At 59.8% G+C, this 22,421-nt stretch carries 25 protein-coding genes; 15 read left to right on the top strand and 10 right to left on the bottom strand.

From position 1 onward, the window contains the following. The first annotated feature begins 471 nt into the window (after positions 1-471). Positions 472-2,208 carry an OPT family oligopeptide transporter gene (locus tag NDJ82_RS02315; protein WP_250924874.1) on the top strand — a complete coding sequence of 579 codons (1,737 nt, stop codon included), beginning with the start codon at positions 472-474 and terminating at the stop codon, positions 2,206-2,208. Between the two features lie 27 nt (positions 2,209-2,235). Here NDJ82_RS02315 and NDJ82_RS02310 read toward each other — a convergent pair whose 3' ends face one another. From NDJ82_RS02310 to NDJ82_RS02300, 3 genes are all read right to left on the bottom strand, one after another. Then, on the bottom strand, positions 2,236-2,862 hold the full coding sequence (locus NDJ82_RS02310; protein ID WP_099586290.1) for a glutathione S-transferase family protein: 627 nt from the start codon (positions 2,860-2,862) through the stop codon (positions 2,236-2,238). 61 nt (positions 2,863-2,923) lie between these two features. Then, positions 2,924-3,385, bottom strand: coding sequence for a VOC family protein (locus NDJ82_RS02305; protein ID WP_112196285.1), 462 nt, complete (start codon positions 3,383-3,385; stop codon positions 2,924-2,926). A gap of 22 nt (positions 3,386-3,407) precedes the next feature. After that, positions 3,408-4,658: a hypothetical protein gene (locus NDJ82_RS02300; protein WP_250924873.1), complete on the bottom strand. Its 1,251-nt coding sequence runs from the start codon at positions 4,656-4,658 to the stop codon at positions 3,408-3,410. 145 nt (positions 4,659-4,803) lie between these two features. Between NDJ82_RS02300 and NDJ82_RS02295 the strand changes: the two genes are divergently transcribed. After that, positions 4,804-5,100, top strand: a complete 297-nt coding sequence (locus tag NDJ82_RS02295) for a hypothetical protein (RefSeq protein WP_250924872.1) — start codon at positions 4,804-4,806, stop codon at positions 5,098-5,100. Here the strand turns inward: NDJ82_RS02295 and NDJ82_RS02290 are convergent, their stop codons facing one another. Beyond that, on the bottom strand, positions 5,101-5,466 hold the full coding sequence (locus tag NDJ82_RS02290) for a cupin domain-containing protein (protein ID WP_150760316.1): 366 nt from the start codon (positions 5,464-5,466) through the stop codon (positions 5,101-5,103). A 149-nt stretch (positions 5,467-5,615) separates the two neighbouring features. On the opposite strand from NDJ82_RS02290, the gene NDJ82_RS02285 reads away from it, so the two are divergent. Next, the gene (locus NDJ82_RS02285; RefSeq protein WP_250924871.1) at positions 5,616-6,344 is read left to right on the top strand and encodes a hypothetical protein; all 729 of its coding nucleotides are present in this window, start codon (positions 5,616-5,618) and stop codon (positions 6,342-6,344) included. Between the two features lie 71 nt (positions 6,345-6,415). After that, complete coding sequence (locus NDJ82_RS02280; RefSeq protein WP_250924870.1) at positions 6,416-6,880, top strand: GNAT family N-acetyltransferase; 465 nt, start codon at positions 6,416-6,418, stop codon at positions 6,878-6,880. On the opposite strand, the gene NDJ82_RS02275 is transcribed toward NDJ82_RS02280, so the two are convergent. Continuing rightward, on the bottom strand, positions 6,877-7,815 hold the full coding sequence (locus NDJ82_RS02275) for a hypothetical protein (RefSeq protein WP_250924869.1): 939 nt from the start codon (positions 7,813-7,815) through the stop codon (positions 6,877-6,879). The two genes, NDJ82_RS02280 and NDJ82_RS02275, sit on opposite strands and share 4 nt — an antisense overlap. A gap of 377 nt (positions 7,816-8,192) precedes the next feature. Here NDJ82_RS02275 and NDJ82_RS02270 point away from each other — a divergent pair, with 377 nt between their 5' ends. The 6 genes from NDJ82_RS02270 (at position 8,193) to NDJ82_RS02245 (ending at position 13,340) form a co-directional block, all read left to right on the top strand. Beyond that, positions 8,193-8,552: a hypothetical protein gene (locus NDJ82_RS02270; RefSeq protein ID WP_158878590.1), complete on the top strand. Its 360-nt coding sequence runs from the start codon at positions 8,193-8,195 to the stop codon at positions 8,550-8,552. A gap of 103 nt (positions 8,553-8,655) precedes the next feature. Then, on the top strand, positions 8,656-9,087 hold the full coding sequence (locus tag NDJ82_RS02265; RefSeq protein ID WP_250924868.1) for a bleomycin resistance protein: 432 nt from the start codon (positions 8,656-8,658) through the stop codon (positions 9,085-9,087). A 208-nt stretch (positions 9,088-9,295) separates the two neighbouring features. Then, entirely contained in the window at positions 9,296-9,898 is a 603-nt protein-coding gene (locus tag NDJ82_RS02260) for a hypothetical protein (RefSeq protein ID WP_158878592.1), read from the top strand. A gap of 55 nt (positions 9,899-9,953) precedes the next feature. Next, a complete protein-coding gene (locus tag NDJ82_RS02255) occupies positions 9,954-10,235 on the top strand; it encodes a hypothetical protein (protein WP_250924867.1) in 282 nt (93 codons plus the stop codon). A gap of 295 nt (positions 10,236-10,530) precedes the next feature. Then, positions 10,531-12,873 carry a hypothetical protein gene (locus NDJ82_RS02250; protein ID WP_158878594.1) on the top strand — a complete coding sequence of 781 codons (2,343 nt, stop codon included), beginning with the start codon at positions 10,531-10,533 and terminating at the stop codon, positions 12,871-12,873. Between the two features lie 14 nt (positions 12,874-12,887). Then, positions 12,888-13,340 carry a hypothetical protein gene (locus NDJ82_RS02245; protein ID WP_158878595.1) on the top strand — a complete coding sequence of 151 codons (453 nt, stop codon included), beginning with the start codon at positions 12,888-12,890 and terminating at the stop codon, positions 13,338-13,340. A 522-nt stretch (positions 13,341-13,862) separates the two neighbouring features. On the opposite strand, the gene NDJ82_RS02240 is transcribed toward NDJ82_RS02245, so the two are convergent. The 3 genes from NDJ82_RS02240 to NDJ82_RS02230 form a co-directional block, all read right to left on the bottom strand. Continuing rightward, on the bottom strand, positions 13,863-14,273 hold the full coding sequence (locus NDJ82_RS02240; RefSeq protein WP_158878596.1) for a GFA family protein: 411 nt from the start codon (positions 14,271-14,273) through the stop codon (positions 13,863-13,865). Between the two features lie 264 nt (positions 14,274-14,537). Next, positions 14,538-14,768 (bottom strand): DUF6124 family protein, encoded by a 231-nt coding sequence (locus NDJ82_RS02235; RefSeq protein WP_250924866.1) that lies wholly within the window; start codon positions 14,766-14,768, stop codon positions 14,538-14,540. 348 nt (positions 14,769-15,116) lie between these two features. Next, positions 15,117-16,268 (bottom strand): hypothetical protein, encoded by a 1,152-nt coding sequence (locus tag NDJ82_RS02230; RefSeq protein ID WP_250924865.1) that lies wholly within the window; start codon positions 16,266-16,268, stop codon positions 15,117-15,119. 214 nt (positions 16,269-16,482) lie between these two features. Between NDJ82_RS02230 and NDJ82_RS02225 the strand changes: the two genes are divergently transcribed. Beyond that, positions 16,483-16,716, top strand: a complete 234-nt coding sequence (locus tag NDJ82_RS02225; RefSeq protein ID WP_099586275.1) for a hypothetical protein — start codon at positions 16,483-16,485, stop codon at positions 16,714-16,716. A 17-nt stretch (positions 16,717-16,733) separates the two neighbouring features. Next, a complete protein-coding gene (locus NDJ82_RS02220; RefSeq protein WP_099586274.1) occupies positions 16,734-17,315 on the top strand; it encodes a nucleotidyltransferase family protein in 582 nt (193 codons plus the stop codon). Here the strand turns inward: NDJ82_RS02220 and chrA are convergent. Next, positions 17,295-18,506 carry a chromate efflux transporter gene (chrA, locus tag NDJ82_RS02215; RefSeq protein ID WP_502941203.1) on the bottom strand — a complete coding sequence of 404 codons (1,212 nt, stop codon included), beginning with the start codon at positions 18,504-18,506 and terminating at the stop codon, positions 17,295-17,297. The genes NDJ82_RS02220 and chrA overlap by 21 nt on opposite strands. A gap of 159 nt (positions 18,507-18,665) precedes the next feature. Here chrA and tspO point away from each other — a divergent pair, with 159 nt between their 5' ends. Both tspO and NDJ82_RS02205 read left to right on the top strand, forming a co-directional pair. Next, complete coding sequence (gene tspO / locus NDJ82_RS02210) at positions 18,666-19,106, top strand: tryptophan-rich sensory protein TspO (RefSeq protein WP_099586272.1); 441 nt, start codon at positions 18,666-18,668, stop codon at positions 19,104-19,106. Further along, positions 19,106-20,050 carry an alpha/beta hydrolase fold domain-containing protein gene (locus NDJ82_RS02205; protein WP_099586271.1) on the top strand — a complete coding sequence of 315 codons (945 nt, stop codon included), beginning with the start codon at positions 19,106-19,108 and terminating at the stop codon, positions 20,048-20,050. The genes tspO and NDJ82_RS02205 overlap by 1 nt, the downstream gene beginning before the upstream one ends. Positions 20,051-20,338: 288 nt before the next feature. Here NDJ82_RS02205 and NDJ82_RS02200 read toward each other — a convergent pair whose 3' ends face one another. Then, positions 20,339-21,394 carry an alkene reductase gene (locus NDJ82_RS02200; RefSeq protein ID WP_250924864.1) on the bottom strand — a complete coding sequence of 352 codons (1,056 nt, stop codon included), beginning with the start codon at positions 21,392-21,394 and terminating at the stop codon, positions 20,339-20,341. A gap of 100 nt (positions 21,395-21,494) precedes the next feature. Between NDJ82_RS02200 and NDJ82_RS02195 the strand changes: the two genes are divergently transcribed. Continuing rightward, the gene (locus NDJ82_RS02195; protein ID WP_158878602.1) at positions 21,495-22,376 is read left to right on the top strand and encodes a LysR family transcriptional regulator; all 882 of its coding nucleotides are present in this window, start codon (positions 21,495-21,497) and stop codon (positions 22,374-22,376) included. Positions 22,377-22,421: the final 45 nt, after the last annotated feature.

Below are 22,421 nucleotides of genomic sequence, written 5' to 3'. Positions count from 1 at the left end.
GGCTGAATGTAACCTTGTGGTGAGCGGGCTTCTGTGGTGAGCGGGCTTCTGTGGTGAGCGGGCTTGCCCCGCGCTGGGCTGCGAAGCAGCCCCAAAAACCAGGCGCTGCGGTTTTCCTGAAAAATCGCGGCGGCCTTATGGGGGCCGCTTCGCTGCCCAGCGCGGGGCAAGCCCGCTCACCACAAAAAAACTGCTCACCAGAAAGAACCGGGTCACCAGAAAGAACCGGTTCACCAGAAAGAATCGGGTCATCACAAAGAATCGGGTCATCACAAAGAACCGGTTCACCAGAAAGAACCGGGTCATCACAAAAAAACCGGTTCACCACAAAAAACGCTCACCACCCAGAGCCCGCTCTTCAAAAAACGGACGGGCTTTACGCGGCTCTTCTGTTTTGCCGATTCAGGAACCTTCAGGGCCCAGAGGGCTCACTTGTTAGGTCGCCCTGTTTCATCGCCGAAAGGAATCCGCATGCTTTCAGCCCCGCCCGCCATTCCCCAGTACGCCCCCGTCGAACGCGAACTCAGCCTGCGTGCCGTCATTACCGGTACGGTGCTTGGCATCTTGCTGACCCCTTCCAATGTGTACGCCGGCCTGAAGATCGGCTGGTCGTTCAATATGTCGATCATCGCGCTGCTGGTGGGATATGCGATCTGGCAAGGCCTGGCCAAACGTTCCACCGATCAGCTGCCCTGGACCCTGCATGAAAGCAATATCAACCAGACCGTCGCCTCGGCCGCCGCCTCGATTATCTCTGGCGGTCTGGTGGCGCCAATCCCGGCCTACACACTGCTGACCGGCAACCAACTGGATGCGCTGCCGATGATCGCCTGGGTGTTCTCGGTGAGTTTCCTGGGCATCTGGATTGCCTGGTACCTGCGGCCGTCATTGCTCAATGACAAGGCGCTGAAGTTCCCCGAAGGCATGGCCACCCTGGAAACCCTGCTGCACATCTACAACCATGGCCGCGAAGCCGCGACGCGTCTGAAGGTGTTGCTCAGCGCGGCGTTGCTGTCCGGGGTGGTGAAGTGGGTGGACACCTTCATATGGGCCTTCCCGCGCTGGTCGCCGACGGCCCAGTTGGAGCGCCTGACCTTTACCGCCGACCCTTCGCTGTTGCTGCTGGGGTTTGGCGGCATCATCGGTATTCGCGTTGGCCTGACCTTGCTGCTCGGCGCCTTGCTCGCGTGGGGTGGCCTGGGCCCGTGGCTGTTGGCGCAGAACCTGGTGACGTTGCCGGCCGACAGCAGCGGCCCGCAATTTGCCGCGTTGGTGGAGTGGTTGCTGTGGCCGGGGGTGAGCCTGATGGTGTGTTCCACCTTGGCCTCTTTGGCGATTCGCTTGTGGGCATTACGCACCTCCACCAAGGCCGAAGGCGGCAAGATCTGGAACGTGCCCAAGCCCGGTCCGGCTGCGGGTTTTATCCTGTCGATAGGCTTGGTCGTCAGCCTGCAAGCGCTGTTGTTCGGCATCAACCTGTGGATGGCGCTGCTGACCATTCCCCTGGCGATCTGCCTGGCCGCCGTCGCCGCCCGTGTGGTGGGCGCCACTGGCATTCCGCCGATTGGCGCCATCGGGCAATTGTCCCAGCTGAGCTTCGGCATCGTCGCCCCCGGCCAGGTGCCGATCAACCTGATGAGCGCCAACACCGCTGGCGGCGCGGCCGGGCAATGCACGGACTTGATGAACGACTTCAAGGTGGGCAAAGCCATTGGCGCGACGCCGCATAAACAAGTGATCGCGCAGATCCTGGGGATTTTCATTGGCAGTATCGTGGGCGTGTTGGCGTACCTGGCGCTGATTCCGGATCCGCAGTCCATGCTGCTCACCGAAGAATGGCCGGCGCCCGCAGTGGCAACGTGGAAAGCCGTGGCGCAAACCCTGACCCATGGGCTGGAGTCCTTGTCGACGAGCATCCGCTGGGCGATTGCCATCGGCGGCGGGGTAGGTGTGTTGCTGGGCATGCTCGACAGCCTGTTGCCGGCCCATCGCTCCCGTTACTTGCCGAGTGCCGCCGCGTTGGGGCTGGCCTTTGTCCTGCCGGCCTCGGTGTCGTTGATGATGGCGCTGGGCGCGGTGCTGACCTGGCTGGTGAGCTGCCGTTGGCCGAGTCTCACCGAGCGCTTCGCGATTACCGCCGCAGCGGGGTTGATCGCCGGAGAGAGCATCACCGGCGTTGGGGCGTCGTTATGGCAGATGGTGGGGTAGTCGCACACCCACCGTGCCCGCGTTCACTTATTTGGCAAATGCATACTCGCCACCCTGTTCCAGCGCCTGGCGATACGCCGGCCGCGCCTGGAAACGCTGCACCCACGCCGCCAGGTGCGGGTAGGCCTGCAACTTGCCCTGGGCCTTGGCGATTTCACCGATAAAGCTCATCTGGATATCCGCACCGCTCAGCTCATCACCCAGCAGGTACGGCGTGTGTCCCAGCGCATCGTTCAGATAACCCAGGTAATTGGCCACTTCGGATTCGATACGCGGATGCAACGGCGCCCCGGCCTCACCCAGGCGACCCACATACAGATTGAGCATCAGCGGCAACATGGCCGAACCTTCGGCGAAGTGCAGCCATTGCACGTACTGGTCGTAGTCGGCGCTGGCAGGCTCGGGTTGCAGGCGCCCGTCGCCGTGGCGGCGGATCAGGTAGTCGACGATGGCGCCGGACTCGATCACCACGTTGGCGCCGTCTTCAATCACCGGGGACTTGCCCAGGGCGTTGATCGCCTTGAGTTCAGGCGGCGCGAGGTTGGTCTTCGGGTCGCGCTGGTAGCGCTTGATCTCGTAAGGCAGGCCAAGTTCTTCCAGCAGCCACAGGATGCGCTGCGAGCGTGAGTTGTTGAGGTGGTGAACAATGATCATGGGAACTCCGCTGGGCAAGGGGTGTGTTAGGAGCAGACTGCTGTGCCGCCGTAGAGTGCCCTTAATCGGCGCTAAACGCCTCTTCGATGAAGGCCTCCAAGCCTTTCTCTTCCAGAATCTCCATAGAGAAATGCCCAAAGCGCTTGGGCAGCCAGATAATGCGCCCGCCGGACGGGCTTTGCAGGTTCTCCCGCGCCAACGGCTGGCCGTTTTCATCTTCGGGTTGTACGCCCGACGCGATCAGTTCGTCGTAGGCCAGCTCAATGTCGGGCGTCGAGTAGCAGTGGCGGTAAATCATGCCCTCGCCGTGGGCGTCCAACAGCGCCCGTAAATTGCCGGCAATCGGCTGTACCAGCATGAACCGCTCCTGGCCCATCAGCGCCACGGCGTAGCGCACATGCAGGCCGCCGCGGTCCCAGACGAAGGTCTTGGAGATACGCGCCTTGAGGATCTGCGCGTAGTAGGCGCAGGCCTCTTCAAGGTCGTTGACCAGCACATCGACGTGACTGAATTTCAGTTCCATGGCCTGCCTCCCAATAGCTCGATCAGCGCACGACTTCCAGCGCAGTGTATTGATTCACGTAGTGGAACTGGCTCGACGTCGACTCCAGCGTCAACGCCACTCCCAAATCCTCGATAAACGCACGCGAGGTCTTGTAGTCGCCCTGGTCGCACTCAAGCTTGATGGCGTCTCCGGTCAGCGAAGCAAACACCTGGCGCGCCGGGAAGCGTTCACCCACCTTGCACACCAATGAGGTGGCGGTAGGTGTGTCGGTGGGCTTGGCGGGCACGTTCAGCATCTGCATGTCTGCGCGCAAGGTTTGGCCAGGGGCCCAACTGCTCGGCGCGTTCAATTCGACGGCGAGGGTTTGCAGCACGCGCCCATCGCCGACGCCGTTCATTTTTGACTTCAACTGGATCAGGTCGGCCAGCATCAGGCGATCGACGTTGAAGGTGTCGCCGTAGACCTCGTTCTTCTTCAGCAGGCCGCCGTCGGCGGTGAAGGTGACCGAGGTCGGGCTGTCCTGGCTGCCGTCGCCTTTCTTGGACAGGTAGGTGTAGCTCAACCTCTTGAACTTCGGTTGCAACAGTGGCGCGGCAAGGCCTTGGAGCACACTGGCGGGTACCTCGACATCGTTGATGCTGGTTTCGACCACGGTGCGCGGGTAGTCGACCGGCGCGATGTCCGGCCGCAGCCACGCCAGCAGCGCCGCATCGACACCGCCCTGTACCGAGCAACTGACGCGTGTGTGCTCGCCATCCGGCTCGACGATCAGCACCCGCTCAACGTGGCGCGTGCCCGGTGCCTTGCCGGGTTGCGGCTTGATCGCCTGCCAGTGGTCGTCGACCTTGAGTTCGCTGCGAATATAGGCCCCGTCGATTTTTTGCAGCCGTGCAGGTTGGTCCAGCAGCGGGGCAAGGCGTTGGGCAACTTCGTCGACGCCGCCTTGCACAACAAAACCCCAGTAATAGTAGCGCCCCAACTGATCGAGGTCGGTGGCCTCATCGGCATACGACAACAGCTTCAGGCCCGCAATGGGCGGCGCGCTGACGGGCACTTGGTTGGCGTTGCGGTCGGCACGGTTTCTAACGGCGATCCAGGTGAAATCCTTGTCCTGCTTGAGCGGCGCATAGGCCTGCCACGCGGCGTGGTGGGTGTTCAGGCGGCTGAAGAACGTTGCGTCGCAGCGGGTGAAGGCCTTGAGTGTGTCGGCGAGCGCGGCGTCGTCGGCGTGGGCGATGGCTGGCAGCAACAGGGCAGACGCGAGGAGCAGGGCGGACGCGGGCGACTTCATAAAACGGGATATCCGTATCGGGGCGGGAGGAGGGTATTATCCAGAGATTGCAGGGTGGCCACTAGCGTTGCAGGCGTACACGCCAATTGCTGCGGTGCGAGGCGCTGTCACGCGGTTGGAATAAATCAAGGGCAAATAGCCAGTCATGGATAACAAAGCACAACTGATCAGACTTGCGGAACAGGCCTCAGACGATCTGTTCTGCTGGAGCCGTTTTGTCGCCCACACCGAGTTCCTGTGGCACGACACCACTCTGGTAACGGACGCTGCCGGGTGGCAGCGCCAGTGGTTTGAGCTGGAAATCGTCAACGGCTTGGCGTTATCGGCTTGGGAAGAGGACGGTCGGCCGCAGGATTGGTCGGCGCGCTGGCGGGAGGGCTATCAGCAAGAGGCGGTTGAGTTGGTGAATGAATTACTGGCGCTGGTGGGGGGGCGCTGCTGATCAGATCCACTGATCATTTTCAGCTGTGCGTTCACCGCCTTCGTGACCGGTATTCAAGATGCCGCGTGGTTCGATCATCATCAGCTTGGCTTCGCCTTCTGCGGCGGTGCGGTGTTCGACGCCACGCGGCACCACATACAGTTCGCCCGCCGCCACGTATACCGGGCCGTCCTGCAGGTCGATACGCAGCGTGCCTTCCAGCACCAGAAAGGCCTCATCGGTTTCCGGGTGCGCGTGCCAGATGAATTCACCCTCGATACGCACCACCTTGAACTGGTAGTCGTTCATTTCCGCGACCACTCTAGGGCTCCACTGCTGATCGATGAGCGAGGCTTTGTGGGTGAGATTTACCGGATGCTGAGCCATGGTGGATCCTTGGATGGGTGAGAAGCCCAAGGCTACCCAAGTAGCGAGTTGGCAGGCTTGTACGATCCTGCAAGCAGAGGCGTCTTGATTCAAGCTTGCCCGGTTCCCGTCGATAACCTTCAGGAACCCGCCAATCATGGACCGATTAAATGGCACTCTCCGTCAGCTCCGCCTATCTCCCCCCAGCCAGCACCAGCCTCGCACCGTCCGACCAAAAGCTGGTGCCCCAACCGCTGACGGATGTTGCCAAGGACGCCCTGGCAAACGCGGCGCCAGCGGCCATCTACCACCCCAGTGAAGACACCAGCACCACGGCAAAACCGTTGGAGGTCGTCGACACCTGGGTCGGTCGCTCCGAATCGCCCGAGTACCCTCGATACGCCGAGCTCTTCAGGTCTGCGCACAGCACGCTTAAAGCCTCGTTCCAGGCGTTCCAGGCAACGCTTTCTACCACCGCCCCCGACCTTGCCAGCAAGAAATATGGCTTCACGGTAGACGCTGACGGCAGTCTGAAAGTGCTTAATACCGCCGGCCAGCTCAACAGCTCCGACACCCAGCGGCTCACGGATCTGCTCAACAAATCCCTGGGCCTCAAGACCGCCGCCGTCACGTACCGTGATGCCGCCATCGACATGACAGACGCCAGCTCACCCTGGTCCGGCAGTGCCATGGGCTACTACAGCCTGACCCAGGAAAACTTCGCCAACACCATCGACCTGGCGCCGCTGTTCAAAGACAAGCACAGCCTGGTACCGGCCGAGTTCAGGGACGCAGAGTTTGTGACCCAACTGGCCTACAAAGGCGAACGCGCGACTGAGGCGACGGAAGCGGCGATGTTGGCGCGGCGGGCAGCGCAGCGGTTCAGTACCCAGGCGTGACCCACGCAAGCAGGTTTTTTGTAGTGAACGGGCTTGCCCCGCGCTGCGTCACCACTTATAGGATGTGTGCAATGCCCCGCTGTGCTGATCAACACGCTGTTGTCGTCTTGGCCGCAGCTTCCCATGACGACCTGGAAGATCTGGTCGCCATCAGAATTGAAGCCATGCGCGAGAGTCTCGAACGCGTTGGGCGCTTCGACCCCCGGCGCGCGCGCGAGCGATTTGTCGCGGGGTTCGACGTCCAGAGCACGCGCCGCATAGAAGTAGCGGGCGAGTTGGTCGGTTTTGTGGTGGTCAAAGACCATCAGCGCGAGCTTTTGCTTGAGCACCTTTACGTCATACCAAACGCTCAGGGGGCCGGAATTGGCGCTTACGTGCTGAATCAGATTTTTAGAGAAGCTGATCAGCTACGTCGCTCCCTTAACGTGGGCGCTCTCAAGGAAAGCGCTGCCAATCGCTTTTATACACGTCATGGTTTCGTGTTCGTGGAGAGCGGTGAGTTCGATAACTACTATGTGCGTGTCAGCGTCTCTTAATGATTGGCCTTCATCCGCCCCAGAATCGCCGTGCGCACACACCCCCAGGCGATCACGCCGATAATCAGCACCTCTACCACACCCACCAGTACATTGAATGAAAACACCCACGGCTGCTCGGCCCAGTAAAAGCTCGCCGAGCCTGAGCGAACACCGCTGACCCGCAGCCGCCCAGTGAACAGCGCGCGCACCAAGCCGACTACATGCGTCAGCTCCAGCACCGCGAAGAATGCACCCAGCAGTGAAAGCAGGGCACGTGCCGCAATGCCGAGCTTATCGGTGGACTCAGCCGCAGGCGTGGGCCCCCCGACTTTGCGCCGCCTGGCGACCTTCGCCGGTGCTGGCGCAGGCCTATAGGGTGCCGGCGTTGCCGACCCCACGACCACCTCAGTGGGCACCGCCACGCCCAGGTAATCGGCCAGTTCACGCAGCCACACATCGGTGCGTTTGCTCCCCGGCACCACCGGCACGTTATCGGTGGTCAACCGTTGCTCGGTGCCGTCGCGCATCACCAGCCACAGCTGGGTATAGGCGGGCTCGGCCTGCGGGCGGCGGCGAAGTTCGAGGTGGTGAGGTTTATCGATGCTGAAGACCGACTGCACACGCTCGCGGCCACCGAAAAAGTTTCGGGTGCGGCGCTTGCCCTCACCGTTCACTCGCGACAACAGCAATGTCTCGCGGGTGCCGGTGTACACCATCAGCAGCAGGCCAAGGGCGGGAATAAGCAGCAGCAGGAGTACGATCAGCAGCGAACTCAGCGGATCCACCTCTGCCAACTGCGAGCCGCCGTCGGTGAACCAGAACAGCACGAAGGCCAAAGGCAGGATGAACGCCATTGCGCCAGTCAGCAGCACAAACACGCTTTGCACGCCGTTGCGCGAGTGGACGTGCAAGTCATCCTGGGCGGTGCGCTCGAAGCGATGGCCAATCAACATGCAACTCTCCTGATGCGCGTTTAAAGCAGGCCGGGGGCGGGTTTGACGCTGGGCAGAATACCTGATGCCTGTAGGTTTTGATCTGCTGGCTTGTAGCTTCTTTCTGAAAGTGAGTTTTTGCCCCATTGATTTCTGCCCACGTAGAAAAATCCGATTTTATATTTTGAATGCTGTCTTCGTTGAGGTCGGAGTTCGACACGACAGCGGCGTATATCAATCAAAAAATCGTTGACTACTGAATCGTGTGCGAACGGGGGCGAGGTGGCGTGTCGTGAGGCGCAGCCTGTGAGAGGGGGTAAGTTGGTGGGTGTACCGAGGAACCTATTCGGTGGTCATGGCGCACAGCTTGGCGAAGAACTTTATATGGCCGATGACCTATGGATATAGCTGGCTACAAGGTCATCACATTTCTGGTGGGTGTGGAGGTCGTTATTGCCGTCGCGTTACTGCTGTATTCGTACTACTTCAAGCTTGAAAAGCTGGAGCAGTATTTTGAGGGCAATAAGATTGTTCAACACAATAAGCGGCTTTGGCCCGGTAACCGACCGAGGGATAAAGCCATGCGCATGGGGCAGATCGGATTGTTTTTTATGTTCCCCAAGAGTTACACCCGGCTGGGTGATGTGAGTGAAGAAGAGCTTGTTTCCGTGCCGATTTCCCTCAAGCGTTGGGCGCTGTGGCCGGACTACTTGATTGTGCAGATAGTTTTGTTGTCGGTGGGGCGTTATGTTTTGTAGGTGATGTGGTTTCTATGAAAATAAATTAAAGCTGGCCGAGTTTCTGTAGCTGTCAGAAACTGCCCGCCTGCACACATTCGCGTTTTGAAATGGAAGTCATCTCATGTTCGAGCGTAATAAACTGGTTCCGGAGTTAATGGTCACCAACCTGGAAAGCAGCTTGGCTTTTTGGGTTTCTTGCCTGGGGTTCAACGTAGCGTATCAACGCCCGGAAGATGGATTTGCCTACCTTGATTTGAACGGAGCGCAAGTAATGCTTGAGCAAATTGATTCGGACGCGGGTCAATGGCTGACGGCGCCGTTGACCAGACCGTTTGGAAGAGGCATGAACCTACAGATTGATGTTGAGGCTGTCGCCCCCGTCATCCAAAGACTTGAGCAGGCTGGATTTACGCTCTACCGAGAATGCAAAGACACCTGGTATCGGGCTGAAAACGTAGAAGTCGGTCAGCGAGAATTTATCGTCCAGGATACCGACGGTTATCTCGTAAGGTTGGTAGAGCGGTTGGGCGAGCGACCGGCCCGCTCAATCTGAGTCTGAGCCAAGACGATCGTCAACTTCGGGTTGTGGCGCATGAGTCTTGGCCGAACACCGCCCCTCACGACGGCAGAGTGTGCGGTGGCTGCCTGCGCGCAGCAATGATCAAGCGCGTCGCTATCGGCCCCCACGAATTTATCACCTGTTATGCAATGCGCCTCCTTTCTCGTGGTCTCTACCCTGACTCCGCAAAAGGACAGGCTTCATGTCGATACGCACTGCGCTCTGCCTGCTGGCCCTGCCGTTGTTCGCAGGCTGCCAGTATTTCCCTCACACCGATTACTTCGCGGCCCCTGTAAACGAGCCCAACCCCGCCTGGATACGCATCGTCAACTTCACGCAGCATGCCGATCTGTACCAATACGAAAACGGTAAACGTTCGGGTGGCGTGATTCGCAGCGGGCTGCTTCCGTTCATCCATACCCAGGATCAGGGGATGCCGAAAGCGGGGCAAAACCTCACGTCTGACTATTACGAAACGCAAATTCGGCCCGGCATCGAAACGCACGTGGGCATGTCCTGGGAGGGCGCACGTACGCGATCCTGCTTCGTCACGGCGAAGTTCACGCCCCAGGCTGGGCGCTTTTACCAGTTCAGGCTGACATCAGGTTCATCAGGCACTTGCACGTTGTACCCCTCGCTGATCGAGCGCGACAAAGACGGAGAGGGGTGGCATCTCACGCCAAACTCGCAGATAACGTACAAGGGCGAAGGGCCGACAGCCAAAACCCATTACAACAATAGCCGCTTCGAGGATCCCGATTACCATCCGCCTGCGGACCTCTATCCCGGCGTTGACGTTTTATAAATAGGCTAACCACGGGATTAATATGGGCTATCACGTCAGCCACAGATACGGTGCCATGAACGCTGATCCTGGCATACACACATTCCCTGAGCTTCTCGCCGAACTGCAAACGCGCGGGCAAGATGATGAGCATGGGCAGGTGTCGGTGACCAACGATGCAGAGTGGTGCATCGCTGTAAACCTGTCGGGCACCGTCATTTTTGAAAATCTGGAGACCGGTGATCCTCGCCACATGAGGCAAGTACCGGGAGGCAAGATTCTGGAATTGTGGGGGTTATTGGCGGAGGGGGATGTTGCGACTATTGAGCAGGAGCCGTGGGTGGTTGGTTATGGGTGAGTTTATTTGGTCATTGGGCGTTGTGGTCTTTGGGTTGGCCAGCCCATCTTAAGCGTTGGTGATAGGCAGTTATCGACACTAAGCTGCCCTTTGAGAAGGGCAGCAGTCGGCACGAAGCGGCCTCTCGTGACTATTGGAATCATGCGCCCACGTCATTCACCAGTTCGCGCCAGACATTCCTTGCCTTCTGCTCCGAGGTAGCGAGATCAAGAGCCAGTCGGTCGGTCTCAGCGCGTCCTATACCGCCCTGGAAAATGGCGGCATCGAAACAGGGGTAGGCGGCAGCATACCGTTGATGTTGCGCGAGTCGGAACAGAGCCGTACACGCAGCGCGGTCAGTGAAGGCACGATTATTGTGCGTAACCCGCTCGGTGCCAGCGACCTGGTCGGCCTCAATCGCGATACGGCCAATGCCAACGAGCAATTGGATCGCCCTGACGAAAAAGCGCTGCAGGAGCGCATGGACCTGGTCCAGAGCTCGGTAAAACTGGGGCAAAGCATCGTCCAGTCGGTCGTCACAGCGAAGCAGGCCGAGGCCGAGGCGCAAAGCGAAAATGTCCGTAACAACCCCGACAGTACCCCGGAACAACAGGCTCGCGCGGCGCGTGCCGTCGAAGATGCCAACAGCTGGGCCATAGGCGGCAACAAGCGACTCATGGCCGACATCGCTACCGGCCTGGTAGCTGCAGGGTTGGGTGGGGCAGGCGGCACCACCGGCGTCGGCATTCTCGCCAACACCACGGCAGCCCATACCTACAAAGCCATTGGCGACTACGCCGATCAGCGCGAATTCGAAGCCACTGACAGCGTGGTCAAACAGGCCTGGGGCGAAGGCGGCGCGGCGCGAATCCTGCTGCATACGCTGGCAGGCGCCACGCAGGGGCTGTCCAGTGGCAATGCGCTTGCCGGCGCACAGGGTGCGGCAGCGTCGGCGACGTTTATGCCGATGGTGGACAAGGCGCTCAAAGACAGCGGCGTCAAGGAAAGCGAGCGCAACTCACTGGCTACCTTGATCTCGGCGGGGGTTGGTGCGGCCGCCGCATCGGGAGGCAATGTGGGCGGGCAAGTGACGGCGGCGAACACCGGCAACGCCGTCGATGCTTACAACCGCCAGTTGCACCCGAAAGAAATCCCTCTGCTTATAAGCGAAGCGCCTGCGTTGGCGCTGGCGGCAGGTATCAGTGTGGAAGAAGCGCAGGCCCGTTTGGGAAGGGCGTTGGCGTACTACACCGACGCCGGGTGGCAGAGTCTGTTGGGCAGTAAAGGCCTGCCACCGGACGATCTCACCCTGACCCACCTTGGCCAGGCTTTGGCACCGCTGGGCAATATGTACGATCCAGGTCCGACGAGCGACGTGCCGACGCTTACACCAACCATTAAAAACTACACGCCTGAAGAAACCCTGCGCTTGGTGCAAAATTACCAGTTCACTCACGCGGCGGCGTTTGCCGACGAAAAAATCAACCTCAACTACCTGATGCCGATTGCCAGGTTCGACTCGGATCAAACCGAGGCGCTGGACTTCTACAACCGAAACCTGAATTTTGCAGAAGGGGCAAACACAGGGCAGCCTTTTGGCCCTGTGAGCTACACCAGCCCCGAGGGTACGTTTAAAGGTCAGCGCGAGGCGCTCGTGGGTACTGCAGAAGGTATCTTTACCCTCGGCAAGAACTTGCTGACCCATCCGGTGGACACCTCGGAACAGATCGCTTTTGGGCTGATCAACACGGCTTCCCACCCTGTCGCCCTGGTCGGTGGGCTCTGGGCTGAAGGCCAAACAGCTTACGGGTTGGGCAAGCTGTACGAGTTGCAGGGTGACCCGGTCAACAGTGCCGCGGTGATCGAAAAGTACAAGACAGAGTGGGCGCTGGCCTTCTTGCCCATCAACCGCGCGGAAAAAGCGGCGAAATTGGGCGGTATGGTCAAGACGAGCGAAGAGCTGGGGGCGACCGAGCGGGTGCTGGATAAAGTCGACGGTGGCAGCCCGGGCCGACTGGTGGTAGATGAGCCGAACTTCAAACTCGAGGGTGGCTCGCAGTTTTTGGAAAGTCTTGTTATTCAGCCCAATACCACGGTTAAGCTCTCCGGTGACGTTACGCTGACGTCAGGCACTATTGTGCCAAAAGGCAGCATTGTCACGGTCAGCGATGACGTCATGAAAATAGTTGAGCCGAGTGGGGCCAGCTCAATCAAGTCTTACGAAAAAAATGTAGGGTTAAAATTGTTGCCTGACACCACGGCTAAAACCTTTACGCTCGATGACGTTCGTAATTTGGGTGGTCGTGAAAAGTGGGAGGCTGGAGAAACCTACGTTCAGGAGCTTTACGGGTCTGAAGGTCAGCGTTATTACTCAGTCCCCGGGACGGGGGGACGTTTTGTAGATGCACCTGTCGATAAGGCGGCGGGTGGTGTCGTGGCGAACGAAATCAAGACCTATCAGCGGCTCATCTCCTCTAACGGTAAACTGAATGAAGTCCCGTTGACCGCGCAGATTCATAGCCAGATTGAAAAGGATCTCTATCTTAGAGACACGGTAAAAGGCTATGAGCCGCGATGGATATTTTTGGAAGCTCCGCCATCTCAAGAGTTATCAAGGATGCTGGAGTTAAATAAAATTGATGTGCTTATTCATAATTGATTGATGAGGGCTGCATGGATAATTTCGAAGGGGCAGACGAGCAATTGCTGGCGCGTCGCAAGGCTGGTTTTTCAGCATTCAAGTCCGAGCGCCTGCCGGTGCTCCATGAATTCTGCACCAGCCTTGGGTTTGAACGACCTCACGAGGTACTTAACACTCCCGGGAAATTTTTGGCCCAATTGGACAGCGGTTTTCGAAGTGCAGTGATCAGTGAGGCCAACCGTGTATGGTTCATTACCCGTATCGGTTATTACATCGGCGAGTACCTGGCGACACGGTATGACGGGTATTGGCAGGTCGACGAAGACCCGGCGTCGCCTACCTTCGCACGTTATGTGGTCGGCGGTTTCTCCTTCGACGGGGTAACCACGCCAATGGTCGACCCAATGCAGATGGCTCAGGAGTACGCCGATACGCCCGCACCAAGGTCCCTGGTTCAGGAAATCGATAAAGTGTTGGTCAAGTAAACGTGACGACTGATCATTAGATCCTGAAACACGCAGCCGACGCACGTGCGCTAGCACCTGGAACTTCGGTCCACTTGATCGAGTAGCGGACTGCTCAAGTGATCCGCGCCGCCTCATTGCAATAGGCTAGTCGCGGGTCCTGTGCTCGATTAGTTAGATGCTGATTGGCAGATGATTACGCGGGTCCAGCCGGTCGAGCAACCGTTCGCAGTCACGGCGAACGGGGGGGGCTTCGCTCGTCATGCGACAGACCAACCGCGAGACCCAACGCTTTAAGGCCAGTACCAACAGCATATGCCGTTTCGACCCGCCTTCGCTCAGTACCACACGCCGTTGGCCACACGTAGCAGCGGGGCAAGGGGGGCGCCAGTTGAAGCTTGGAAGGGATGTGTTTTTTGGACTGACCACTTACCTGGCCGCCTAAAGCAGTCCATGGATCAACGTCCACCCTAACCAAATTTTGCCGTTGCTGATCGGCAGCTTCTGGCCGGTTTCTGCCCGCCGTGACCCTCTGAAAATGACTCAAAGCAGTAAGCCGACCTGGGAGCATGATTGGGATGGCGTGTACCAGTGGACTGCGGAGTCGACATGAACGTGTTTTTGCTTTTCTGGCATGAAGGGCGTGTCGAGCGTGCCCAGTGCTATCGAAACCCAGTCAGCAAACTCGCCTTGAGATCGTGACCAGAACAGTGTTGAGCCACAGTGCGTGCAGAATTCGCGTAACACCGCCTCTGAGGATGTATAGGTTTTGATGCTGGTGGCGCCGGACAGTATCCGTAATGCGTTACGGGGAACACTGCCGTACGAAGCGAATGCTGCTCCGTGACCTTTTCGGCATTGGCGGCAATGACAATGGCTCACTGCTTTCGGTGTTACGGATAGCTCGTAACTAACGGCTGTACATAAGCAGCTTCCTTGGTACACCTCTGTCATACGCATTTCCAGTCACGCGAAAAACGTCAGCGTAACTGTCCCACTCTAATCAGTCGACCGACAGCTTTTGGCCGATAGCAGGTCCCTAGCGGCTAAGAACTTCTCCCTGTGGACACAGTAGTGATTTCACTCCTTGCTTACCCTTCCTATAGGTCGCGGCCATGAGCATCTATCAAATCTGTCAAAACCTAACTCGCCGAATCGCTGTAAACGCCTTACAGCGACGCGGCGAGCATTGATGCTAGCGCATTGAAGGGCCCGGTATCAGCCGGCGCAAGCCACTTCGCGGTCGAGCAGTTTGGCCGTCAACAGCACGCCCAATTCACTCAGTTGGTGAATCGCCAACGCAATGTCGCGGTGTTTGCCGTTGAGGTCTTCGGACAGGTCGAGTAGCAAGGTGCTGACGGAGGTGAAGGTCTCGTAGCTGTTGGTGATGAGGGTTTCGTTGCTGGCGTTGGGGGCTATGGTGAAGAGGGTGGTTGAATCGGTAACCATTGTTAAGTTCCTTGCTTGGGCCACGACCTCATCGCTACTAAACAATAAGGCGGTAGCTGTACGCAGGTTAGTAGACCGGTGGAACCTAACAAAACCGGCGCGTCCTGGGACGCCCTGCGCACAGCCACCATCAAGCACAGACAGGAACGTCTGATCGATGAAGCTTGTGTACTTGTTAGGTTAAACCGTGGGCTACTAAACCCGGTCACTGAGAGATTCAGCGACCGGGCAACCTTAAAGACGGCCACCCCAGCGCACAAGCCGGCGGATTCTGACGCAAGCGTAGGCAATGGAGCAAGGTGATGTCGCCTGGTTATTCGTCTGTGCGGCTGATGGTGCTGGGGATGGTCAGTTTAGTGAGCCCTCTGCGCGTTTCTTGGCACGCAGTGCCAGGCAGCGGTCGTATTCGAGGGTGAAGGCTTGGTTGGGGGTGTCGTTGGCGTGGGTCAGGCGCACGACGCGGATGGTGCTGCGCATGTCTTCGGCATCCTGGCCTTTGAGGCCTCTCATATCCACCAGGACCTGCTCGGCGCGTTCGATGGACATCCCTTGGTTGTTGGCGTCGGTGGCCACTTTGTTCATGGCGGCGTATTTGTAGCAGAAGTGCACGTCTTCGTTTTGTTGGTTGTCCCGGTTCACTTGTTCGGGTGTGCGGGCGGCCAGGGCTTGTTGGCGGGTTTGTTCGGCGCGTTGGGCCTTGAGGCGTTGTTCTTCGCGTACGGCGGCCTGGTCGGCGAGGATTTTTGCGTCGCGGGCGTCTTCGGCGGCTTGGTAGGCTTTGTCCTGCTCGGCTTTGCGGGCGAGGGCCTTGCGATCGATGTCTGCGCGGCGGGCGTCTTCGGCGTTTTGTTCGGCGTTGGCCTGTATGCGGTGCTGGCTCAGGCGTGCGGTGCTGGCGATGTAGGGCTGCGCTTTTTGCAGGGCTTCCAGGAATTCTTTGAAGGCGGCGGTCTGTTTGCGTGAGGGCGAGGCTTCGCACATCTTCATCAGCACGCCCAGGTCTTGCGCCAGGAAGTGCTTGGACACATCGACCAGTTGGGCGCGGAGCGCGGGGTCGTTGCGGGGGATGACGATGTCGGAGGCCATGATGCGCAATAGGTTGGCGACGGTGGACGGGTACAGAAAGGTGCTGGCCACTGCGCAGGTGTCGGCCGTGGCGCTGAAGTTTTTGCGCTGGATCTGCTCGATGGCCGCGGCGCGGTAGGTGTCGATGTTTTTCAGGTGCAGGGTGTCGGCGTTGTACAGGGCGACGGGCACGCCCATGTCTTTTTCCAGGATCTCGGCGTAGACGCGTGATAGCTGATGCAGGGTTTCAAAGTTGTCGCCTTCGCTGCTGGTCGACACCAGCGCGGCGTAGCGGTACTTGCTGGCGTCGGTGAGGTTGGTTTTCAGGATGCCAAAGTTGTTGTTGTCCGAACTGTACAGGCCAGCATTGGCGGTGCCCGGCAGGCACGAGATCAGCAGCAGGCTGGCGGCGAGCAGTGTTTTGAATGGCGGCATTGCCTGTCCCTGGTCTTGATTGAATGAGGTGGGCGGGCATGCGCAATGAAGCGGTGCCGGGTGCCGCATGATAGTGAAATGCCATGACGAAGGCATCTGGAGTTTCAATCCGGTTCACTCGCAAACGCCCCGTTGCAGGGCATATCGGTCTACCATGCCACCCCTCGGCAGTGGTTCCACGCGCTACCGATCTCTCTCTTGCAAGGTATCGCCCATGTCCATCGACCAAATCAGCCTGCCCAAGGGCGTCGGCCCGCACGCCACCAAGCTGCTCGACGCCATCACCGGCGCCGCCACCCATGAAGAACTCAACCGCGCAGGCGGCAAGGCAGAAGGCTTTGTGTTGGGGCTGGAAGCGTCCAAGGCGATCAAGAGCCAAATCGCTGAGTCGCTGTATGTGGCTTATGACGATGCCGCGAGTCATCGCGCCAGTGAGTTGAAGGGCTGATTAAATCAGGGATCCCCATGACCTTGACCGTCGACACCTTGCTCCACCTGGCCATGGCCAACCCCATCAATGCTGAAATGACCAAGCGCCTGCCCGACCTCGGTGTGGAGCAGTGCATGCTCACGGCGGGGTGTCTGTTCCAGGCGGTGTGGAATCACCAGTGCAATCTTCCTGCCGCGCAGGGCGTAAAGGACTACGACGTTTTCTACTTCGACACCGACTTGTCCTACGAGGCCGAGGACGCGGTGATTCGTAGGGCCGAGCGGTTGTTCCAGGATTTGGGCGTGAATGTGGAGGTCAGAAACCAGGCGCGGGTTCACCTCTGGTATGGGCAGCGGTTTGGTCGACCTTACCCACAGCTGCACTCGGCTAAACAGGGGGTTGATCGTTATCTGGTGGCCGGCACGTGTATCGGCTTGGAGATTGCCACCGGCGAGGTGTACGCGCCGTATGGCTTGGCGGATGTAGAACAGGGACTGTTGCGGATCAATCCACTGCATTCGGAACCGGCGTTGTTTGCGCAGAAGGCCAGGAGTTATCAGGCGCGGTGGCCCTGGCTAAGGATTGTTGAGCCTGGCTCAGCCGACGCCCACGCTTAGTAACCATCCCAGTCCACCGCTGGCGATCACCACCAACCACGGCGGAAGCCTCCAAACCATCAGCGCGACCAGTGCAAGCACCGCCAGGCCGATGTCATAGGTGGTGTAGATCGCGGTGGTCAACACCGGGTGGTACAGCGCGGCCAGTAACAAACCCACCACGCCTGTATTCACGCCCGCCAACGCGGCTTGGGTGCGCGGGCTACGGCGCAGGGTTTCCCAGAACGGCAAGGCGCCGAACACCAGTAAAAACGCGGGTGCGAAGATTGCCAGGAGGCAGATCAGGCCGCCCAGCCAGCCGTTGGGGGGCGAGTACATCGCGGCGCCGAGGAAGGCGGCGAAGGTGAACAAGGGGCCGGGCACGGCTTGAGCGGCGCCGTAGCCGGCGAGGAACAAGTCGTTGCTGATCCAGTGCGGCGCCACCACTTCGGCTTGCAGCAGCGGCAGTACCACGTGGCCGCCACCGAAAACCAATGCGCCGCTGCGGTAAAAGGCGTCCACCAGCGCCAGGCTGCGATTGGGTAGCAGTTGGGCCAGCAGCGGCAACCCTACCAGCAACAACACAAACAGCAGTAACCACAGGGCGCCGGTGCGCCGGCGGATCGGCATGGGCAGCGCTTCGTGTTCGGTGTTCGGCGTGGGCGTCAAGAACAGCAGGCCGGCAAGGCCAGCGACGGCAATCGCGCCGACCTGGCCCCATGCGGACGTCATCAACAGCGCCACGCACGCGGCAATCAACATGAGGCTTACGCGCGCCACGCCCCGGCACAGGGTGCGCGCCATGCCCCACACGGCTTGGGCGACCACGGCCACGGCGACCACTTTAAGGCCGTGCAGCACGCCGGTTGGCAGGGCTTCGCTGTGCTGGGCAATGCCCAAGGCAAATACGATCAGCAGCAAGGCAGACGGCAGCGTGAACCCGGCCCACGCTGCCAGTGCTCCGCCGTAACCTGCCCGTTGCAGGCCCAGCGCGATGCCGACCTGGCTGCTGGCCGGGCCGGGTAGAAATTGGCAGAGTGCGACCAGGTCTGCGTAGCTGCGTTCGCTCAACCAGCGGCGCCGGGTGACGAACTCGTCACGAAAATAGCCCAGGTGCGCGATGGGGCCGCCGAAGGAGGTGAGGCCCAGGCGCAGGAAGACAAGGAACACCGACCAGGGGCTGTCTGGGTGATGGGCGAGGGGGATGGCCACGGTCAAGATTCCACATTTGATCATCGGGTAGGGCGCAGACCCTACCCAGTTTTCATGACGTCCAGCGCCATTTTTGGGGGATTCATTGAATTTATGCGCAGCAGTTTGAGTCATTCAAGCATAGCGTTGCTTTATTCCCTCCGACCTCAAGGACCGACCATGACCTTCTTCATCTTCCTGCTCGCCTGCGCCGCCGCCGCCAGCACCGGCGTGATCTTCAAGCCCGGTGCCTGGTATGAATCCCTCGTAAAACCCAGCTTCACTCCGCCCAATTGGCTGTTCCCGGTCGCGTGGACGATCATCTACCTGCTGCTGGCCTGGGCCGGTTACCGCCTGAGCCTGATCCCCGGCAGCCAAATGGTGCTGGCGCTGTGGGCCGCGCAGATCGCGTTGAATACGTTGTGGACGCCGGTGTTTTTCGGCGCCCATCGCCTGCTTGCCGGGATGGTGATCATCGTGTTGCTGTGGGTCACCGTGGCGGCCATGGTGGTGCTGGCGGTGCGCCTGGATTTGATCACCGGCTTGATCCTGTTCCCGTACCTGGCGTGGCTGTGTGTCGCGGCGGCGTTGAATTTCTCGATCCTGCGCAATAACCGCTGATGGCTTATCAACCTTGGCCGGCCAGCGAGCCGGAACTGGCCCAGATGCGCCGCTTCAATCAAAAGCTTGCCTGGATGCCGCGCTTTAAGATCCGCAACCGGGTGACACCGCGCTTGATCCAGGCGCTGTTGCGCGTGAGCCAGAAGGTCAGGCGCGCAACGCCCGCTGAAAGCCGGACCGTGGACGGCGTACCCGTGCGTATCCTGCGGCCCGTCGGCAAGCCCAAGGGCGTGGTGCTGGATATCCACGGCGGCGGCTGGGTGATCGGCAATGCGCAGATGGATGACGACCTCAACCTCGGCATGGTCAACGCCTGCGACGTGGCGGTGGTGTCGGTGGATTATCGGCTGGCGGTGGACACACCGGTCGAGGGGTTGATGGAGGATTGCCTGACGGCGGCGCGCTGGTTGCTCAGCGACGATGAGTTCAAGAACCTGCCCGTTATCGTCGTGGGCGAGTCGGCCGGCGGGCATTTGGCGGCAGCCACGTTGCTGGCGCTCAAGCAATGGCCCGCGCTGCTCCAGCGTGTGAGCGGCGCGGTGCTGTATTACGGCGTTTATGATTTGACCGGTACACCGAGTGTACGCAGCGCCGGGCCGGAGACCTTATTGCTGGATGGGCCGGGCATGGTTGAGGCCCTGCGCATGCTGACGCCGGGGATCAGCGATGACGAGCGCAGGCAACCGCCGTTGTCACCTCTGTATGGCGACTTCGACGACCTGCCTCCGGCATTGATGTTTGTGGGGGAGCTGGACCCGCTCAAGGACGACACGCTGTTGATTGCGCAGCGCTGGCCCCAGGCCGAGGCCCATCTGCTGCCGGAATCGGCCCATGGGTTTATCCATTTTCCGGTGGCGATGGGGGAGGCGGTGTTGGCGTACAGCCGCAAGTGGATGACTGAGCGCATCGATGGCAAGCGGACAACCTTGTTTATGCCGCTTTAACGATTGCCCTCAACCTCTGCGTCGGACCGGCCTGTTGGAGTGAGCAAGCCTGTTGTGGTGAGCGGGCTTATTTGGGGTGAGCCGGTTTTTGTGTGGTGAGCGGGCTTGTTGTGGTGAGCGGGCTTGCCCCGCGCTGGGCTGCGAAGCAGCCCTAAAACCAGGCAACTCGGTTTGTCTGGAAAAGCGGGGGTGGTTCTGATGGGTCTGCTTCGCAGCCCAGCGCGGGGCAAGCCCGCTCACCACAGAAGCCCATTCACTACAGGGCCCCATTCACCACAAGTGGTTTGCTCAGTGGCTGAAGGGGTAATCGATGTAACCCTCGGCACCTGGCGCGTAGAAGGTGTCTTTGTCGGGCACATTCAAGTCGGCACCGCTGCGAAAACGCGCTGGCAGGTCCGGGTTGGCCAGGAACGCGTTACCAAAAACCGCCGCATCGGCATTGCCTTCGGCGATCAAGCTGTCGGCGCTGTCCCGAGTCAGCCCGCTGCCCACCAAATAGCGGCCATCGAACAACGGGCGCAGCGCGGCGTGGTAGTCAAAGCTCGCCCCGAATAGCGCCACATGCAGGTAGGCCAACTTCAGCCCGCGCAGTTGCGTGACCAGGTAGGTGTAGGTTTCCTGCGGGTTGGCATCGCTGATGTCGTTGAAGTTCATCTCGGGGGAAATCTTGATGCCCACGCGATCAGCGCCCACTTCATCGGCCATCGCCTTGAGGACTTCCAGCACGAAGCGGCTACGGTTTTCCACCGAACCGCCGTACTGATCGTCGCGTTGGTTGCTGCCGCTGGAGAGGAATTGCTCGGGCAGGTAACCGGAGGCAGCGTGCAACTCCACACCGTCAAAGCCCGCTTCGATTGCCCGGCGTGCGGCCTGGCGGTAGCTGTCAACCACGCCACCGATCTGCGTCACGCTCAGTGCTTGGGGTGTGACGAAATCCTGCAGGCCGGTCGCGGTCCAGGTCTGGCCCGCCGGTTTGATCGCCGAGGGGGCCAGCGGTAGCCCACCGTCAGCCAACAACGAGGGGTGAGACACCCGTCCGCAATGCATCAGTTGCATGAAAATGTGGCCACCTTGGGCATGTACCGCGTCGGTGACGGATTTCCAGGCGGCCACCTGTGCGGCGGTTTCGATGCCTGGGGTGCGCGCATACCCTTTGCCCGATGCGTCGGGGAACACACCCTCGGAGATGATCAAACCGGCTGTGGCGCGCTGCGCATAATAGGTAGTCACCAGGTCGGAAGGCACACCGGCGTCGTCGGCGCGCGAGCGGGTCATTGGCGCCATGACCAGGCGATTGGCGAGGGTGTAGCGACCGAGGGCAAGGGGAGAAAAAAGAGCATTCATGGCGGTGTTCCTCATCAGTGATGGGGTTATGATTGATCAATCCGATTTCGGGATAAATGGCTCAAACGCGAAATGACTAATCCACTGATGGGATAATGTTGTGGAATTTCTCAACGATATGGCGCTGTTTGTCGAGGTGGTGAAGGCTCGCAGTTTCAGCCGTGCGGCCGAGACCCTGGGCATGCCGAACTCGACGCTGTCCCGGCGCATCAGCGAGCTGGAAAAAGGCATCGGCCTGCGGCTGTTGCACCGCACCACGCGCAAGATCGAGCCCACCGAGGCTGGCCAACTGTACTTTGAGCGCTGCAAGCGCATTGTCGATGAGGCCCGCCTGGCCCATGAGCAACTCGGCGAAATGCTCGCCCAGCCCAACGGCGTGCTGCGCGCCTCGTTGCCGGTGGATTTCGCGATGGTCTACCTGGCGCCGTTGATTGCCGAATTTTCCCGGCTGTATCCGGGTATCACCTTCGAACTCGATTTAACCCCGCGCCAGGTCGACCTGATCAGTGATCCGGTGGACGTGGTCATTCGCATGGGCGAGCCCGCCAATTCCAATCTGATTGCACGCAAACTCGCGAACATGCGCCGAGCGCTGTACGCCTCGCCCCAGTACCTGGAACGCGCTGGCCTGCCTGCGCAGCCCGCAGACCTGGCGCATCACGAATGTTTGCGCATGCGCGGTTCAAGGGCGCATCAATGGGGCTTGGTGTCGGGTGTGGATAAGGTGGAAGTCGACGTAAGCGGGCGGTTTGAACTCAACAGCGTAGGCATGCTCCGGCGGCTGGCCGCGTTGGATCTGGGCATTGCGCTGCTGCCTGAGGGCATTGCCGAACAGGATGTGGCCAGCGGCATACTGCGTAGAGTGTTGCCCGATTGGCATGGCACATCGGTGCCTGTCTATGCGCTCACCGAAACCCGCCTGCTGCCGGCGAAGACTCAACGGTTTATCGAGTTTTTGCGCGACAGGCTGGAGGATGCGTGACAGGCCCGGTACCCTCTGGACTCCTACTCAAGCAAAGGAATGCAC

Source organism: Pseudomonas sp. SR18 (genome assembly GCF_023701505.1).
In the GTDB taxonomy this organism is placed as follows: Bacteria; Pseudomonadota; Gammaproteobacteria; order Pseudomonadales; family Pseudomonadaceae; genus Aquipseudomonas; species Aquipseudomonas cyclaminis.
This window is presented reverse-complemented; position numbering and strand designations above follow the sequence as displayed.

What these genes read in the sequence shown, in the direction of transcription:
- NDJ82_RS02315 (WP_250924874.1), top strand. Translation starts at nt 472, where the DNA reads ATGCTTTCAGCCCCGCCCGCCATTCCCCAGTACGCCCCCGTCGAACGC.
- NDJ82_RS02310 (WP_099586290.1), bottom strand. Translation starts at nt 2,862, where the DNA reads ATGATCATTGTTCACCACCTCAACAACTCACGCTCGCAGCGCATCCTG.
- NDJ82_RS02305 (WP_112196285.1), bottom strand. Translation starts at nt 3,385, where the DNA reads ATGGAACTGAAATTCAGTCACGTCGATGTGCTGGTCAACGACCTTGAA.
- NDJ82_RS02300 (WP_250924873.1), bottom strand. Translation starts at nt 4,658, where the DNA reads ATGAAGTCGCCCGCGTCCGCCCTGCTCCTCGCGTCTGCCCTGTTGCTG.
- NDJ82_RS02295 (WP_250924872.1), top strand. Translation starts at nt 4,804, where the DNA reads ATGGATAACAAAGCACAACTGATCAGACTTGCGGAACAGGCCTCAGAC.
- NDJ82_RS02290 (WP_150760316.1), bottom strand. Translation starts at nt 5,466, where the DNA reads ATGGCTCAGCATCCGGTAAATCTCACCCACAAAGCCTCGCTCATCGAT.
- NDJ82_RS02285 (WP_250924871.1), top strand. Translation starts at nt 5,616, where the DNA reads ATGGCACTCTCCGTCAGCTCCGCCTATCTCCCCCCAGCCAGCACCAGC.
- NDJ82_RS02280 (WP_250924870.1), top strand. Translation starts at nt 6,416, where the DNA reads ATGCCCCGCTGTGCTGATCAACACGCTGTTGTCGTCTTGGCCGCAGCT.
- NDJ82_RS02275 (WP_250924869.1), bottom strand. Translation starts at nt 7,815, where the DNA reads ATGTTGATTGGCCATCGCTTCGAGCGCACCGCCCAGGATGACTTGCAC.
- NDJ82_RS02270 (WP_158878590.1), top strand. Translation starts at nt 8,193, where the DNA reads ATGGATATAGCTGGCTACAAGGTCATCACATTTCTGGTGGGTGTGGAG.
- NDJ82_RS02265 (WP_250924868.1), top strand. Translation starts at nt 8,656, where the DNA reads ATGTTCGAGCGTAATAAACTGGTTCCGGAGTTAATGGTCACCAACCTG.
- NDJ82_RS02260 (WP_158878592.1), top strand. Translation starts at nt 9,296, where the DNA reads ATGTCGATACGCACTGCGCTCTGCCTGCTGGCCCTGCCGTTGTTCGCA.
- NDJ82_RS02255 (WP_250924867.1), top strand. Translation starts at nt 9,954, where the DNA reads ATGAACGCTGATCCTGGCATACACACATTCCCTGAGCTTCTCGCCGAA.
- NDJ82_RS02250 (WP_158878594.1), top strand. Translation starts at nt 10,531, where the DNA reads ATGTTGCGCGAGTCGGAACAGAGCCGTACACGCAGCGCGGTCAGTGAA.
- NDJ82_RS02245 (WP_158878595.1), top strand. Translation starts at nt 12,888, where the DNA reads ATGGATAATTTCGAAGGGGCAGACGAGCAATTGCTGGCGCGTCGCAAG.
- NDJ82_RS02240 (WP_158878596.1), bottom strand. Translation starts at nt 14,273, where the DNA reads ATGACAGAGGTGTACCAAGGAAGCTGCTTATGTACAGCCGTTAGTTAC.
- NDJ82_RS02235 (WP_250924866.1), bottom strand. Translation starts at nt 14,768, where the DNA reads ATGGTTACCGATTCAACCACCCTCTTCACCATAGCCCCCAACGCCAGC.
- NDJ82_RS02230 (WP_250924865.1), bottom strand. Translation starts at nt 16,268, where the DNA reads ATGCCGCCATTCAAAACACTGCTCGCCGCCAGCCTGCTGCTGATCTCG.
- NDJ82_RS02225 (WP_099586275.1), top strand. Translation starts at nt 16,483, where the DNA reads ATGTCCATCGACCAAATCAGCCTGCCCAAGGGCGTCGGCCCGCACGCC.
- NDJ82_RS02220 (WP_099586274.1), top strand. Translation starts at nt 16,734, where the DNA reads ATGACCTTGACCGTCGACACCTTGCTCCACCTGGCCATGGCCAACCCC.
- tspO (WP_099586272.1), top strand. Translation starts at nt 18,666, where the DNA reads ATGACCTTCTTCATCTTCCTGCTCGCCTGCGCCGCCGCCGCCAGCACC.
- NDJ82_RS02205 (WP_099586271.1), top strand. Translation starts at nt 19,106, where the DNA reads ATGGCTTATCAACCTTGGCCGGCCAGCGAGCCGGAACTGGCCCAGATG.
- NDJ82_RS02200 (WP_250924864.1), bottom strand. Translation starts at nt 21,394, where the DNA reads ATGAATGCTCTTTTTTCTCCCCTTGCCCTCGGTCGCTACACCCTCGCC.